General features: G+C 64.4%; 12 protein-coding genes. 5 read left to right on the forward strand and 7 right to left on the reverse strand.

Features of this window, described 5'->3' with window-relative positions:
- Nucleotides 1-626: 626 nt before the first annotated feature.
- Nucleotides 627-1,940 (reverse strand): Gfo/Idh/MocA family protein, encoded by a 1,314-nt coding sequence (locus NCS03_RS29095; protein ID WP_008345437.1) that lies wholly within the window; start codon nucleotides 1,938-1,940, stop codon nucleotides 627-629.
- A gap of 173 nt (nucleotides 1,941-2,113) precedes the next feature.
- Here NCS03_RS29095 and NCS03_RS29100 point away from each other — a divergent pair, with 173 nt between their 5' ends.
- Nucleotides 2,114-2,488: an ester cyclase gene (locus NCS03_RS29100; protein ID WP_008345436.1), complete on the forward strand. Its 375-nt coding sequence runs from the start codon at nucleotides 2,114-2,116 to the stop codon at nucleotides 2,486-2,488.
- Here NCS03_RS29100 and NCS03_RS29105 read toward each other — a convergent pair.
- From NCS03_RS29105 to NCS03_RS29130, 6 genes are all read right to left on the reverse strand, one after another.
- Nucleotides 2,485-3,255, reverse strand: coding sequence for an ABC transporter ATP-binding protein (locus tag NCS03_RS29105; protein ID WP_033535709.1), 771 nt, complete (start codon nucleotides 3,253-3,255; stop codon nucleotides 2,485-2,487). The genes NCS03_RS29100 and NCS03_RS29105 overlap by 4 nt on opposite strands.
- Before the next feature lie 13 nt (nucleotides 3,256-3,268).
- Nucleotides 3,269-4,051: an ABC transporter permease gene (locus tag NCS03_RS29110; protein ID WP_008345434.1), complete on the reverse strand. Its 783-nt coding sequence runs from the start codon at nucleotides 4,049-4,051 to the stop codon at nucleotides 3,269-3,271.
- A 9-nt stretch (nucleotides 4,052-4,060) separates the two neighbouring features.
- Complete coding sequence (locus NCS03_RS29115) at nucleotides 4,061-4,834, reverse strand: ABC transporter permease (RefSeq protein WP_250530347.1); 774 nt, start codon at nucleotides 4,832-4,834, stop codon at nucleotides 4,061-4,063.
- Nucleotides 4,835-4,885: 51 nt separating this feature from the next.
- A complete protein-coding gene (locus tag NCS03_RS29120; RefSeq protein WP_250442109.1) occupies nucleotides 4,886-5,971 on the reverse strand; it encodes an ABC transporter substrate-binding protein in 1,086 nt (361 codons plus the stop codon).
- 66 nt (nucleotides 5,972-6,037) lie between these two features.
- The gene (locus NCS03_RS29125; RefSeq protein ID WP_008345425.1) at nucleotides 6,038-6,976 is read right to left on the reverse strand and encodes a TauD/TfdA dioxygenase family protein; all 939 of its coding nucleotides are present in this window, start codon (nucleotides 6,974-6,976) and stop codon (nucleotides 6,038-6,040) included.
- Nucleotides 6,977-7,243: 267 nt separating this feature from the next.
- The gene (locus tag NCS03_RS29130) at nucleotides 7,244-8,074 is read right to left on the reverse strand and encodes a CmcJ/NvfI family oxidoreductase (RefSeq protein ID WP_008345423.1); all 831 of its coding nucleotides are present in this window, start codon (nucleotides 8,072-8,074) and stop codon (nucleotides 7,244-7,246) included.
- Nucleotides 8,075-8,396: 322 nt separating this feature from the next.
- Here NCS03_RS29130 and NCS03_RS29135 point away from each other — a divergent pair, with 322 nt between their 5' ends.
- The 4 genes from NCS03_RS29135 to NCS03_RS29150 are packed head-to-tail and all read left to right on the forward strand — an operon-like array spanning nucleotide 8,397 to nucleotide 14,426.
- Nucleotides 8,397-9,641, forward strand: a complete 1,245-nt coding sequence (locus NCS03_RS29135; RefSeq protein WP_033535660.1) for an acyl-CoA dehydrogenase family protein — start codon at nucleotides 8,397-8,399, stop codon at nucleotides 9,639-9,641.
- 27 nt (nucleotides 9,642-9,668) lie between these two features.
- Nucleotides 9,669-11,066 (forward strand): LLM class flavin-dependent oxidoreductase, encoded by a 1,398-nt coding sequence (locus tag NCS03_RS29140; protein ID WP_250530348.1) that lies wholly within the window; start codon nucleotides 9,669-9,671, stop codon nucleotides 11,064-11,066.
- Entirely contained in the window at nucleotides 11,063-12,769 is a 1,707-nt protein-coding gene (locus tag NCS03_RS29145) for an ABC transporter ATP-binding protein (RefSeq protein WP_250530349.1), read from the forward strand. Before NCS03_RS29140 ends, NCS03_RS29145 begins: the two co-directional genes overlap by 4 nt.
- The gene (locus tag NCS03_RS29150) at nucleotides 12,705-14,426 is read left to right on the forward strand and encodes an ABC transporter substrate-binding protein (RefSeq protein WP_250530350.1); all 1,722 of its coding nucleotides are present in this window, start codon (nucleotides 12,705-12,707) and stop codon (nucleotides 14,424-14,426) included. The genes NCS03_RS29145 and NCS03_RS29150 overlap by 65 nt, the downstream gene beginning before the upstream one ends.
- Nucleotides 14,427-14,431 lie beyond the last annotated feature (5 nt).

Raw genomic sequence — 14,431 nt, forward strand, 5'->3', positions numbered from 1 at the left:
TGTGCGCGCCGACTGTGGTAAGCGAGCGCATTGGATGAAGCGTAGCGAGATCGCACCATAACGCCTAATACTGTTTATTGATGCGCCGGATAATTCGGGCTTATATCGGTGCTAGCCCGGATGACACCGTCCTTACGGTTCCGTATCAATGGGACGCGCGGGAATGGGCGGTTAAGCAGCAAGCCTGAATGAATGCCCGGCGCGCTCCGTCAAATCGATCTGATAACGGCGTCTTCGTCTATTAGCATCGCTGATGCCGCGAGGGACGGCTGATGTACCGCCCGTCTTTGCCGATCGTGCGAGAGTTGGCGCACGCGCGGGGCGGGCCACGGCGAAAGTGCTTCTTTTTCTGCGCGGGATCAACCTGTTGTTTCAGAGGGGCGCGTTCACGCCGGAGACACCGTCGCTGTGACGAAACTGTTCCGCTGCGGACTCGCGAATCAGTTCGCGACCGAAACGCGCTATCGCATGATCTCTGAGGCTTCGCGGTTAAGATTCTCGCCAACGTCGTGCTGGCCAATCCTTACCGCGCACAAGGCGTCCACCTCGCGACGGGCGTCAACGCGGCGAGCGTGCTCGTGCGCTATCTCTTCCGCACGCGCCACATGCCACCCGTTCGCAACCGATCAGAAAGTCTCTTCCTGCGGCTCCGGCCCGCGCGTCGGCGCATCCGGCTGGGCGAGCTTCACGGCGCGGCCGGTGCGCGCCGATTCGTAGATCGCGTCGATGATCCGCTGATCCTGCAAGCCTTCCTCGCCCGGCGTGTGCGGCACGAGATCGTCCTTCACGCAGACCGACATGTGATCGATTTCGCGCGCGAACTGGTTCTGCGGATCGATCTGCACTTCGGTCGTCGCGCTCTTGCCGTCGACGAGCATGCCGTGACGCAAGCGCAATCCGTTATAGCCGAACGCCGGATCCATCTCGACCCAGCCTTGTGCGCCTTGCAGCCTGAAGAAACGGGATTCGTGGCTTGCATAACTCGACATGCACGTCGCCGTGAGTCCGCTCGGAAAGCGCAGGATGAAGTGCACCGATTCCTCGACCTCGGCAAAGCGCGGATCGCCTTGCGGGCGATGCACCGTCGCGACAACTTCCATCGGCTCTTCGTTCGACAGAAAGCGCGCCGCGTTGAGGCAATAGAGGCCGATGTCGGGCATTGCGCCGCCGCCCGCGAGCGCCTTCTTCAAGCGCCATTGCGATGGATCGCCCACATTCTGCGAATTTCCCGCGATGAACTCGCGCAATGTGCCGAGCTTCTTCTCCTTGACCATCTTCGCAACCATGCGATCCATCGGCTCGTACTGGCTGCGATACGCGATCATCAGCTTGCGATTGGCGCGCTTCATCGCTTCGACCATCGCCTCGCAGTCGGCGGCATTGTTCGCCATCGGCTTCTCGCAGAGCACATGCTTGCCGATCTTCGCCGCGCGCAGCGTGAACGCCTTGTGCATGCCGTTCGGCAACACGATATACACGACGTGCACGCGCGGATTGTCTGCAAGACGCTCGAAGTCCTGATAATCGTGGATGTCGGCATCGGCGATGCCGTATTGACGCGCGACGCGCCGCGCCTTTTCGCGATCGCCGGAAACCAGCGCCGCCACCTTCGAGTATTTGCATTGCGCGAGCGCGGGCAGAATCTGATTCAACGAAAGACGTCCGAGCCCGACGATCGCATAGCCGATGCGCGCGTCGGGCGGCAGATTCGCGTCGGGCGTTTCTTCCTTCTGCTCCGTGTTCGGGTCTTGAATCAGCGGCAGCTTGACCTGATTGGCATCGGCACCTGAAGGACCGGCGGCCCATGCGCTGCCGGTTCCGGCCGCGAGCGCGACTGCAATGCCCGCGCCGCCGCGTGTCAGAAACGAACGGCGCCCCGCTTCCGGTTCGGCGGGCGCGGCGTTGGGCAAAAGCTGATCGGGTTGGCCGCGAAAAGGCATGGAGAACTCCGGCGGGGAAATGTGATCCCTGCGTTCAGCATTGCGCGTGCCATCCGAAGTAAGCTTGTTGGTTAGCGAGTCGTCGATGAGAATTGAGCGCTGCGCGCGTCGGTTCACCGCCGAACGCACAACGCTACGATAAGCGCATCACCATTCCTTTTGGAGCGCACACGATGCTTTCAGATATTTACAGGCAATACATCGCTTGCCTGAATGCGCGCGACTGGCCGAATCTCGGCGCGTTCGTTCACGATGCGCTGCAGTACAACGCGCGCGCGCTCACGCTCGATGACTATCGCGAGCTCCTGAAGAAAGATGTGCGCGAAATTCCGGACCTCCGCTTCGATATCGAGCTGCTGATAGCGGAGCCGCCGCGCGTCGCTTGCCGGTTGCGCTTCGAATGCACGCCGAAGGCTGACTTCCTCGGCCTGCATATCGATGGAAGACGCGTCGTGTTTTGCGAGAACGTCTTCTATGAGTTCCGCGATGGCAAGATCGAGCGCGTGTGGTCCGTTATCGATAAAGCGGCGATCGAAGCGCAGCTTTAGGCCGCTTCGGTAAAGAAGCTGTCCACGATATCGTCGCGCAACCTGGCGACCTTGCTATCTCCAACCTTTCGCGGCCGCGGCAGCGATACATCCACCACTTCCCCGATGCGTCCCGGCCGCGCCTGCATCACCACGATCCGGTCCGACAGCAGCACGGCTTCCTCCACATCGTGCGTGACGAGCACCATCGTGATCCGTTCATGCTCCCATATCCGCTGCAATTCGAGCTGCAAGCGGCTTCGCGTAAGTGCGTCGAGCGCACCGAAGGGTTCATCGAGCAACAGCAGACGCGGCCGGTTCACCAGTCCTCGCGCAATCGCAACGCGCTGCGCCATGCCGCCCGATAACTGATGCGGATAAAGCCGCTCGTAGCCCTTCAATCCGACGAGCTCGATATGCTCGGCCACCGCGCGCGCCTTCTCGGCCTTCGATAACGGCGCGTTGCGCAACGCGACCGCGACGTTCTGCGCGACATCGAGCCACGGAAACAGCCGATGATCCTGAAACACGATGCCGCGCGACAGATCCGTCGTCACGACGCGCTCGCCGCCGAAATCGATCTCGCCGTCGTAATCTCCATCTAGGCCCGCGATGAGCCGCAGCAACGTCGACTTTCCGCAACCGCTCGCCCCGACGATGCTCACGAACTCGCCGCTCGCAATCGACAGCTCGATGCGATCGAGCACCGGCGGCCCCGCATCGCCAGCGAAGCGCTTGCTCACGTGCCGCAGCGTCAGGCCACTGTCTTGCTCTATTTGCGTCGTCATATCCGGATTCTCCTCAAGCCGCGCGCGACGCGCCGAACCAGCGCCGCTGCACGCCGCGCGCGAAAGCATTCAACGCCCACCCCGTCAAACCGACCACGATCACGCCGAACACGACGAGATCCATACGAAACTGTTCGCTGCCATCGACGAGCGTATTGCCTATGCCGCTGCCCGCAACGAGCAGATACTCCGCGCCGAGCGTCGCGAGCCACGAATAGATGAGCGCCAGATACACGCCCGTGAAGATGGACGGCAACGCTGCGGGCACCACGACATAGGCCACCGTTTGCAGCCTGCCGTAGCGATATGCGCGCGCCACGTCGAGCCAGTTCGCGGGAACGGCGCGGATGCCGTCGCTCGTATGCATCACGACGGGCACGAGCGCGGCAAGCGACAGGAACACGACCTTCGCGACATCGCCGAGTCCGAACCACACGGAGATCAACGGAATCCACGCGAACAGCGACACTTGCTTGAACGTGTTGAAGCTCGGTGCGATCGCGCGATTCGCGAGCTTCGATATGCCGAGCAATGCGCCGAGCGCGAGGCCGAGACTGGTGCCGATCGCAAAGCCCGTCAACTCGCGCGCAAGCGATGCCGACAACGCGCGCGCGAGCGCCCCGCTGCGGACCTGATCGACCGCCGTACTCCACACGTGTGCAGGCGAAACCATCACGCCTCGCCCCACTTGCGCATCGCGCGACACGTACCACCACACGGCGAGCGCGGCTATCGGCAGCACGAGTCCGCGCCACGATCCTTTGACTGTTCCCGCTTCCCAATCCAGAGTCGACATGGCTGATCCTCAATTGACGCGGCCGCGTTGCAGCTTGCGCTCGAATGCATCGAGCAGGCGATCTGCCGCATAGCCGATTGCGCCGACGATCAGCACCGCGGCCAGCACGAGATCAAGCTGAAAAAGCTGACGTCCATACACGATCAGATAACCCAGCCCTTCCGACGACGCGACGAGCTCGACGACGACGAGCGTCAGCCACGCTTTCGTGAACGCGAGCCGCACGCCCGTGCCGATGACCGGAATCGCGGATGGCAAAGTCACGCGCGTGATGACTTGCCAGCGCGTATAGCGATACACCGACGCTACTTCCTGCAACGCACGCGGCGTGCCGCGAAAGCCTTGCAGTGTCGAGAGCGTGACGGGCACGAGCGCCGCATGCCCGATCAGCAGATACTTCAGCGGCTCGCCGATGCCGACGACGATCATGAGAAACGGCAACCAGCCGAGCACCGGCACTTGCACGATCGCGTTGAAGCTCGGCAGGACGTAGGCTTCCAGCGTGCGCGACAGGCCGAGCAATCCGCCGAGCGCGATGCCGAGCAGCACGCCGCCGCCGAATCCGACAGCGGCGCGCGTCGTGCTCGCCAGCAGATGCGTCCACAACTCGCCGCTCTTCGCGAGTGCGCCGAGCGTTTCGAAGACGAGCGCGGGCACCGGCAACACTTGCGCGGAGATCCAGCCGTAGTGCGAGCCGAGCACCCACAGCAACGCGCAGACGCTGGGCACGATCCACGGCAACGCAGTCCAGCCGATCGTGCGCCACGCATCAGTCGATGACATTCCGCGCGCACGATCCGCGGGCTGAAACACACGCGTCAGTGCATTGGCCATTTATCTGTTCTCCGCGAGACGTTCGCCGGAAGGCTTGCCCGTTGCATCGAAACGCGGCCAGTAGGCTTCGAGCTTCAGCGACTTCAGCGCCTGATCCAGATACTTCGGCTCGAACCATCCATTCACGCTGACGGGCTGACGAATCAGATTCAGACGCAACGCATCGTCGGCGACGGCCTGATAACGCGCGACCAGAAACGGATCGATGAGCGGCGACATGCGGTCCTTCATCGATTGATTCGCAAACTCGGACGACCACGATTCGACCGGCACGCCGCTCTTCGCCCACAACGCGAAGAGTGCATTGCGATGGGTTTCATCGGACGACCATTGCGCGGCCTGCACCACGGCGGTCACGACCTTCTGCACCGTGTCGGGATGCGCGCGCTCGTAGTCTTCGAGCACGAGAAGATGCGCCTGGCGCGTGAACTGCACGCCGTCATCGCGCGATGCATAGACGATCTTCGCGAGCCCCTGACGTTGCAGCTTGAAGAGCGAGTAGTCGAGGAACACCGCATCGACGCCCTTCGACGCCAGCGCGGCCTGCGAGGCAGCGGTATCGAGATTGATGACGCGCAGATCGCGTTCGCTGAGGCCGTTTTGCTTCAGCACGTTATCGGCGACGAGTTGCAGATTCGTCCCGCGAAAGATGCCGACGCGCTTGCCCTTCAGATCCTTGACGCTCTTGATGTCCGAATCAGGAGGCACCGCGAGGTACACACCGGTCCGGACGTTCGACGCCAGCAGCAGATGCGTCTTCAATCCGTTCGCGCGGCCGAGCACGGAAGGCAAATCGCCCTGATACGCGAAGTCGAGCTGCTTGTTCGCGAGCGCCTCGTTGACGGCGGGTCCCGCGCCCTTGAAGAAGATCCACTCGACCTTGATGTGCTCGGGCTGCAACGCATCTTCGACGCGATGCTGCAAAAGCGCGGTCGCCGCGGGCGAGCCGCCGAAAACGGGCGGATCGCCGGTTCCCTGCTGCGCGACGCCGATGCGCACCACGGCCGGATCGGCGGCCTGCGCGGGACCGATGAGCGCAGCGAACAGCGTCGCCGCGCCGACGAAGAGCTTGAATCGTAGTGTCATCGTGCAATGAGAAAGAGTGGATCGCCGGCGATGCGATCGCCGGTGCATGGGGTATCGCGCCACGCGTCAGGCGGTGCGCGTTTCCTGCTTGACGATGCGGCTCTTGCGCCCGTCGATGCCTACGGGCACATCGCCGTGCACGGTCGCGCGACGCACGACGCGATGCGCATCGGCGTAATCGGCCACCGCGTAATGCTGCGTCGCGCGGTTGTCCCAGATCGCGACATCGCCTTGCGTCCAGCGCCAGCGCACGGTGTTTTCGAGGCGCGTGACGTGATCGTGGAAGATTTCGGCGAGACGGTCCGAATCGCGCTGCGAAAGACCGATGAAGCGCTGCACGAAGTGACCCAGCACGAGCGTGCGTTCGCCCGTTTCCGGATGCACGCGCACGACCGGATGCTCCGTTTCATAGAGCGTCGAGGTGAATTGCTTGCGGTACTCGCGCTCGGATTCCGTATCGGGCACGTTGCGCGTGGCGGCATAGTCGTAGGCGTTCGAATGCAGCGCCCAGAGTTTGTCGGCGAGATCGCGCAGCGCTTCCGGCAGGTTCGCATATGCGGCGGCCGTGTTGGCCCATACCGTGTCGCCGCCGGCGGGCGGGATCACGACGCCGCGCAGAATCGAAATCTTCGGATAAGCATCGACGAACGTTACGTCCGTATGCCATGAATTCGCGCGCGTGCCATGCTTCGAATCGAGTTCGAGCAGACGGCTTCCACTCGAAAGCGACGGCACGGTCGGATGCGCGACGGTCTCGCCGAAACGCGCGGCGAAGGCTTCCTGCGCGGCGTCGTCGAGATGCGACTGGCCGCGGAAGAACAGAACCTTGTGTTCGAGCAGCGCATTGTTGATCGCGGCGATGGCGTTATCGTCGAGATCGGCGGAAAGCGTCACGCCGCGCACTTCCGCGCCGATGCGCCCGCCGATCGGGCGCACCTGGAACGGTTCATTCGACGTGACGGGAGACAGCGTGGATTCGGCGGCGAGCGTGGAAAGTTCGGACATCGAAAATCTCCGTTGTGGTTTGCGTTTGTCGGATGCAGGCCGCATTCAATGCGACGGAAACATTGAAGCATCGACAAGACGCGTCGCCAACGAAGCGTTTCGACTATGCATATCGCTGCAATCCCGCGATGCTTTCCCGCAGCTCGCCCATTGCGCGCCGTAGCCGAATTCGTTCGTTGCTTTCGCGGCCGCGTGCGATGCCTTCCTCTGCGATACCGAGTTACCTTTTCGTATTTGCAGCGCGTACCAGGCTTGCTCGGCAGTACCTCAGAAGAACAGCAGGCTGCGCAACTCGATGCTGCGGCGTGGCCGTGCATCGGGCGGCGATGCGGGATCGTCGAAGGCCGTGTGCGCGGTGAAACGCGCAACGCCGTCGCCGGCCGAGTCGTAGATCTTGATGAGCAGCGCCTCGTCGGGCGACATCAGCGGGAAGTAGTACCAGCGATGCAGCGGGTTATGCACGAACGCGTAGGTTTCGCCCGTCATCGTCGGATAGATGAAGTCCTGCGCGACCGCATCGCGTTCGTCGATGCTGCGCGAATCGCACAATGCGAGCGGTGACGATTCCACGACCTCGCCCACTGGCCGCCACAGATTGACGATCGCAAAGCGCCCTTGCAGCAGGCGGGCGGCTTCATCGGCGGGAAGATGATCGCGCACCCGGCGCGGCCCGGAAACGAAGGTCTGATCGTTGTGGATCAGATGCACCGGCTCCTTCACGCCGTTCGCGCGTGCCGCCGCGCCATCCCGCAGTGTGTGATCGAAGATGACGACGCGCTTCGCCCCCGTCCATTGCTTCAGCAGGCGCTCGGATTGCGGGTAGTAGACCGAACGAATCGCGGCATCGTCGGAGAAATCGCTGAGCGCGCTCGCTTCGCGATGCAACTCGAAACCATTCCGGTCCAGCGACAGGCCGCCCGGCGGCGGTCGCAGCCGCGCATTCGAAATCCTCACCGCGTGCGTGCGATATTCGCCGGTGCGGCGCGGCACGCCGGGCGGCGGATCGTAGGCGTAGGAGGCGGGCTTCACGCCCGTAGGCACGAGATAGTTCAACCCGGCCTCGACTTCGACCGGCTGCTCGATCACGACATCGCTCATGATTGCACGCCCCGCTGGCTAGGTTCGACAGATCGAATCTAGGCTCGCCGGAACGGTTCAACAACGAAGCATTTCTTCAATGCATTGCACGCGAGGAACGCGCGGCATCGTCAGACGGTCGATCAGCCCGAGCGCAAGCGCGACCAGCGGTGGCTCGAGGTCATAGCTGCTCGCCTGGCCCACGCGCCTGCCGCGAAGATGGCCGTCGACACCAGATAACGGCGAATAGCGGCGATTGCGCTTAGCTTCTGATGATTCATCGTTTAGCGTTGGCGCACGGGTTGCAGATAATCGACGCTTTCACGAATCACATCGGAGCGCCATGCCTTTCGATCGCAATGCTCCCCTGCCTTCCGGCGTCGAAGTCGGCGCAGCGTGGGGTCCCGGTCCCACGGAACGGTACGCCGCGCTCGCCGCGCGCTTTCGGCCCGTGTTCGCTCGCATCCGCGCACAGAGCGTCGCGCGCGAGCTCGAACGCCGTCTTCCCACCGACGAAATCGCCTGGCTGCGCGACGCCGGCTTCACGTCCTTGCGCGTGCCGGCCGACTATGGCGGCCAGGGCATCCGCCTCGTCGAATTGTTCGAATTGCTGATCGAGTTGTCGGAAGCCGATTCGAACATCACGCAGGCGCTGCGCGCGCACTTCGGCTTTATCGAGCACGCGCTCGACAGTCCCGTCGAACGACGCGAGCGATGGCTCGCGCGGCTCGCGAAGGGCGTCATCGTCGGGGCGGCTTGGTCCGAGACGGGCGAAGCGCCGCGCAGCCAGTTCGCGACGCGTCTCACCCGCGACGCGAACGGCTGGCATCTGAACGGCACGAAGTTCTATACGACCGGCTCGCTCTTCGCCGACTGGATCCACGTCGGCGCAACCAATGCGGACGACGAGGCCGTGTCCGTCACGGTCGATCGTCGTGCGGACGGCGTCGAAGTGATCGACGACTGGGACGGCATGGGCCAGCGCCTCACCGCGAGCGGCACGAGCCGCTTCGACAACGTGAAGGTCGACGAACGCGAAATCGTCGCGGGCCGCGCGCCGTTCCCGTACTCCGAAGCGTTCTATCAGCTCGTGCATCTGGCGACGCTCGCGGGCATCGGCCGGGCCGTCGCGAGCGACGCGGCCGCCGCCATCGCCGCGCGCACGCGCAGTTACAGCCACGCGGTCAGCACGCGCGCCGCGGACGATCCGCAATTGCTGCAAGTAGTCGGCCGCGCCCGCGCGCACGCCTGGACGGCCGGCGCGATCGTCGCGCAGGCGGCGCGCGCGCTCGAACGCGCGGCGGCGTCGTTCGACAGGCCGGATGCGCTCGCCGTCATCGCGGAAACGGAGATCGAGATCTGGCAGGCGCAGACGGTCGCGTCGCAACTCGTTCTCGACGCGAGCGCGAGCGTGTTCGACGCGCTCGGCGCATCCGCGACGCTGCGCACCGCCGGGCTCGACCGCTACTGGCGCAACGCGCGCACCATCGCGTCGCACAATCCGCGCATCTACAAGGACCGGATCGTCGGCGATTTCGCCGTGAACGGCACGCTGCCGCCGGGCCAATGGCGCATCGGCGTGGCCTGACTTTTTCTTCGTTCGCCCCGCCCTTTCATGAGCAAGAAGCACATCATTCTGAACGCGTTCAACATGAACTGCGTCGGCCATATCAATCATGGCCTCTGGACCCATCCGCGCGACCGTTCGACGGACTATCGCAAACTCTCCTATTGGACCGACCTCGCGAAGCTGCTTGAGCGTGGCCTCTTCGACGGGCTGTTCATCGCGGATATCGTCGGCGTGTACGACGTTTATCAGCAATCGGTCGATGTCACGCTGAAGGAGTCGGTGCAGTTACCCGTCAACGATCCGATGATGCTCGTCTCCGCGATGGCCGCCGCGACGCAGAACTTGGGCTTCGGCATCACCGTCAATCTCACCTATGAAGCGCCGTATCTGCTCGCGCGGCGCTTCTCGACGCTCGATCATCTGACCGAGGGACGTATCGGCTGGAACATCGTGACCGGCTATCTCGACAGCGCCGCCCGCGCGATGGGCGCAACCGAGATGATCGCGCACGACGAGCGCTACGATCGCGCCGACGAGTATCTGGACGTGCTCTACAAGCTGTGGGAAGGAAGCTGGCAGGACGATGCCGTGCTGCGCGACCGCGAGGCGCGCGTGTTCGCCCATCCCGCGAAGGTGCGCAAGGTGCGGCATCGCGGCCGTTATTACGACGTCGACGGTTATCACCTGTGCGAGCCGTCGCCGCAACGCACGCCGGTGCTGTTCCAGGCCGGATCGTCGGGGCGCGGCCAGGCGTTCGCCGTGCGTCATGCCGAATGCGTGTTCGTGTCGAGCCAGAGCAAGGAAGGCACGCGCAAGCTCGTGAACGCGCTGCGCGCGCAAGCCGTCGAAGCCGGACGCGATGCGGGCGATCTGAAGATCATCATGGGTATCACCGTGGTAGTCGGCCGCACGCAGCGCGAAGCCGAAGAGAAGTTCGCCGAGTACGCGCGGTATGCGAGTCCTGAAGCGGGTCTCGCGCACTTCGCGGCGGGCAGCGGCATCGACTATTCGACCTACGCGCCCGATGACGAACTCGCGCCGCCCGGCGGCCACAAGGGACGCGGCATCGAATCGTCGGTGCAGCGCGTGACCGACGGCAAGCGCGGCGTCACCGTGCGGCATCTGCTCGACCAGATGCAACTGGGCGGCCGCTACACGACGATCGTCGGCGACCCGGTTCAGGTGGCCGACGCGCTGCAATCCTGGGTCGACGAGGCCGGCATCGACGGCTTCAATCTCACGCGGACCGTGACGCCGGAAAGCTACGAGGACTTCATCGATCTCGTCATTCCGGAATTGCAGTCGCGCGGCATCTACAAGACGGCGTATGCAGAAGGCACGCTGCGCGAGAAGCTCTTCGGCGGCGGCGCGCGGCTCGGCGCGCGTCACACGGCCGCCGGCTTCCGCGATCCGTCCGGGCCGGCCGACAGGCAGGCGACATGAGCGCCGCGACGCCCCTGCTCGAGATCGACCAGTTGAGCGTGTCCTTCGGCGGCCATGCGGCGGTTCGCCCGTTCGATCTGACGATCGCGCGTGGCGAGATCGTCGCGCTCGTCGGCGAATCGGGCAGCGGGAAATCGACCGTCGCGCTCGCGACGATGGGACTGCTGCCGGAACGTGCGCGCGTGCAAGGCGCGATCCGCTTCGAAGGGAAACCGCTCTTCGCGCAAAGCGAGCGTGAATGGAGCGCGCTGCGGGGCGATCGCATCAGCATGATCTTTCAGGAGCCGATGACCTCGCTGAATCCGCTTCAGCCCGTCGGCAAGCAGGTCGCCGAAGCGCTCACGCTGCATCGCCCGATGTCCGCTCAGGCCGCGCGCAAGGAAGCGCTCGAGCTGCTCGAACTCGTGCATCTGCCGGAGCCGCGCCGGCGCTTCGCGCACTATCCGCATCAACTGTCGGGCGGACAGCGGCAACGCGTGATGATCGCCATCGCGGTCGCGTGCCGCCCCGGCCTCCTGATCGCCGACGAGCCGACCACCGCGCTCGACGTCACCATTCAGGCGCAGATTCTGGCGCTGATCGACCGCCTGCGGCGCGAACTGTCGATGGCCGTGCTGCTCATCACGCACGATCTCGGCGTGGTCGGGCGCTGGGCGGATCGCGTGGTCGTGATGAAGGACGGCGCGAAGGTCGAGGAAGCATCGAGCCGGCAACTGTTCACGCAGCCCGCGCAACCGTACACGCGCGCGCTGCTCGGCGCGTCGCTGCATTTCGGCGCGGGACTGCATTATCGCGACGCGCGGCTCACCGACGCGCCGCGCGCCAAGCCGCGATCCACCGCCGAAACGCCCGCGCGCGTGCTGCTGGACGCCCGCGACGTGCGCGTCGACTACGACGGCGTGCGCGCCGTGGACCGCGTCAGCTTCGAGATTCGCGCGGGCGAGACAGTGGGCCTCGTCGGCGAATCGGGATGCGGGAAGTCATCGCTGTCGCGCGCGCTGACGCGGCTCGTGGAGCCCACGGGCGGGCGCATCGTCTTCGACGGCGACGATGTCACGCATCGTGGACGGCGTGCGTTGCGGCCCTATCGCCGCCGCGTGCAGATGATCTTTCAGGATCCGTACGGCTCGCTCAATCCGCGTCATACCGTCGAACGCACGCTCGGTCATGCGCTCGCCATTCACGGCGTCTCGAACCGGCGCGAACGGCACGACAGGATTCGCCGCATCGTCGATGCCGTCGGTCTGCCGGAATCGGCGCTGCGGCGCTATCCGCACGAGTTCTCGGGCGGGCAGCGGCAGCGCATCGGCATCGCGCGCGCGCTCGTGCTGCGGCCGGAACTCGTCATCTGCGACGAGCCCGTGTCCGCGCTCGACGTCTCCATTCAGGCGCAGATTCTCGACCTGCTCGCCGACCTCAAGCACGAGCTGGGCCTCGCGCTGCTCTTCATTTCGCATGACCTGTCGGTAGTCCGCTATATCGCCGACCGCGTGCTCGTGATGCAGGCGGGACGCATCGTCGAGAGCGGCGATCACGCTTCGATCTGGACTTCGCCGCAACACACCTACACGCGCGCGCTGATCGACGCGGTGCCGTCATCGCATGCGCCATTCTTATTCGATACAAGGAAAATTGATCGTGACTTTCAAGCGCAAGCCGCAGCCGACCTCGACCTCGACCTCGACGCTTCTGTTCCGCGATGATCCGCTGGGCGCCGCCGTGGCCGATCTGAAGCGGCGCAGGCTGCTCAAGGGCGCGGGCGCGCTCGTCGCGGGCGCGGCGACGCCGTTCGTGTTCACGGGCAACGCCTGGGCCACGACCGAAACGACGCCGATCACGCTGAACGGCGCGAAGCGCGGCGGCACGCTCACGGCGGTCATCCATCCGGAACCGCCGACGCTCGCCTTCTTCGTCAACTCCGCGACGATGATCGGCGCGGTCGCAAGCAAGATCTTCGACGGCCTCGTCGAATACGGCCCGGACCTCAAGCCGCGCCCGCAGCTCGCGGAGAGCTGGACCGTCTCGCCCGACGGCCTCGCATGGACCTTCAGGCTGCGCCGCCATGCGCTGTGGCACGACGGCCAGCCCTTCACGTCCGCCGACGTCAAATTCTCAGCCGAGGAAGTGTGGTTGAAGATCAGCCCGGCGTCGCGGCGCGTGCTGCAATACCTGACGAAGATCGATACGCCCGATGCGCATACGGTCGTGCTGCATCTGTCGAAATCGACGCCCGCGACCTTCGGCATTCTCGATTCGCTCGGCACGCCGATCCTGCCGAAGCATCTCTATGAGAATACGGACATCCGCAACAATCCGTACAACAACAAGCCGGTCGGCACGGGTCCGTTCAAGTTCACGGAATGGGCGCGCGGCGACCGCATCGTGCTCGACCGCTTCGACAAGTATTGGGCGCCGGGTCAGCCGTATCTCGACCGCATCACATGGAAAATCACGCCCGACGTTTCCGGCCGCGCGACCGCGCTGGAAACCGGCGCGGCGCAATATGGCGAACGCAATCCGGTGACTTTCGCCGATGCCGACCGGCTCGCGAAGCTGCCCCATCTCGTCGTTTCGCGTGCAGGCTATAACGGCTACGCGGCGTGGCTCTGGCTGGAACCGAATCTGCGCGATCCGATTCTCGGCAAGCTCGAAGTGCGTCAGGCGATCGCGCACGCGATCAACCGCGACGTGCTCGTCAAGACCGTGTGGGGCGGCTACGCGGTGCCCGCGACGGGGCCGGAGTCGTCGCTGGTGAAGTCTTTCTATACGGCGGATACGCAGCAGTATCCGTACGATCCGAAGCGCGCCGAGGCCTTGCTCGACAAGGCCGGATTCCCGAAGAAGGCGGACGGCTGGCGCTTCAAGCTCGATCACGATTTCATTCCCTACGGCGACGACTATCGGCGCACCGGCGAGTTCGTGCGTCAGGCGCTGCGGCGCGTGGGCATCGACGTGAATCTGCGCGGACAAGACTTGCCGACGTGGATCAAGAACGTCTTCACCGATTACAACTTCCAGCTCATCAGCAGTTGGGGCACGGACGGCCTCGATCCGCAGATCGGCATCGAGCAGCATTACTGGTCGAAGGCGGCCTCCAACGGCACGCCGTGGTTCAACGCGTCCGGCTATGCGAGCACCGAGATGGACCGCGTGATCGAAGCGGCGCAGACGGAAACCGATCCGGCCAAACGGCGCGACCTGTACGTCGAGTTGCAGAAGATCGCGCAGCGCGACCTGTCGCTCATCAATCTGTTCGAGTTCCGCTGGTTCGGCGTGTGGGCGAAGGACTTGCGCAACGTCACCGACACCGCCAGCCATTCGCGCGCCAATTTCGCGCGCGTCTGGTTCGACAAGGCGTGACCGTC

This window comes from Caballeronia sp. ATUFL_F1_KS4A, assembly GCF_023630905.1.
GTDB lineage: Bacteria > Pseudomonadota > Gammaproteobacteria > Burkholderiales > Burkholderiaceae > Caballeronia > Caballeronia zhejiangensis.

Coding starts and splice junctions, on each gene's coding strand:
- NCS03_RS29095 (WP_008345437.1), bottom strand. CDS start 1,940: ATGCCTTTTCGCGGCCAACCCGATCAGCTTTTGCCCAACGCCGCGCCC.
- NCS03_RS29100 (WP_008345436.1), top strand. CDS start 2,114: ATGCTTTCAGATATTTACAGGCAATACATCGCTTGCCTGAATGCGCGC.
- NCS03_RS29105 (WP_033535709.1), bottom strand. CDS start 3,255: ATGACGACGCAAATAGAGCAAGACAGTGGCCTGACGCTGCGGCACGTG.
- NCS03_RS29110 (WP_008345434.1), bottom strand. CDS start 4,051: ATGTCGACTCTGGATTGGGAAGCGGGAACAGTCAAAGGATCGTGGCGC.
- NCS03_RS29115 (WP_250530347.1), bottom strand. CDS start 4,834: ATGTCATCGACTGATGCGTGGCGCACGATCGGCTGGACTGCGTTGCCG.
- NCS03_RS29120 (WP_250442109.1), bottom strand. CDS start 5,971: ATGACACTACGATTCAAGCTCTTCGTCGGCGCGGCGACGCTGTTCGCT.
- NCS03_RS29125 (WP_008345425.1), bottom strand. CDS start 6,976: ATGTCCGAACTTTCCACGCTCGCCGCCGAATCCACGCTGTCTCCCGTC.
- NCS03_RS29130 (WP_008345423.1), bottom strand. CDS start 8,074: ATGAGCGATGTCGTGATCGAGCAGCCGGTCGAAGTCGAGGCCGGGTTG.
- NCS03_RS29135 (WP_033535660.1), top strand. CDS start 8,397: ATGCCTTTCGATCGCAATGCTCCCCTGCCTTCCGGCGTCGAAGTCGGC.
- NCS03_RS29140 (WP_250530348.1), top strand. CDS start 9,669: ATGAGCAAGAAGCACATCATTCTGAACGCGTTCAACATGAACTGCGTC.
- NCS03_RS29145 (WP_250530349.1), top strand. CDS start 11,063: ATGAGCGCCGCGACGCCCCTGCTCGAGATCGACCAGTTGAGCGTGTCC.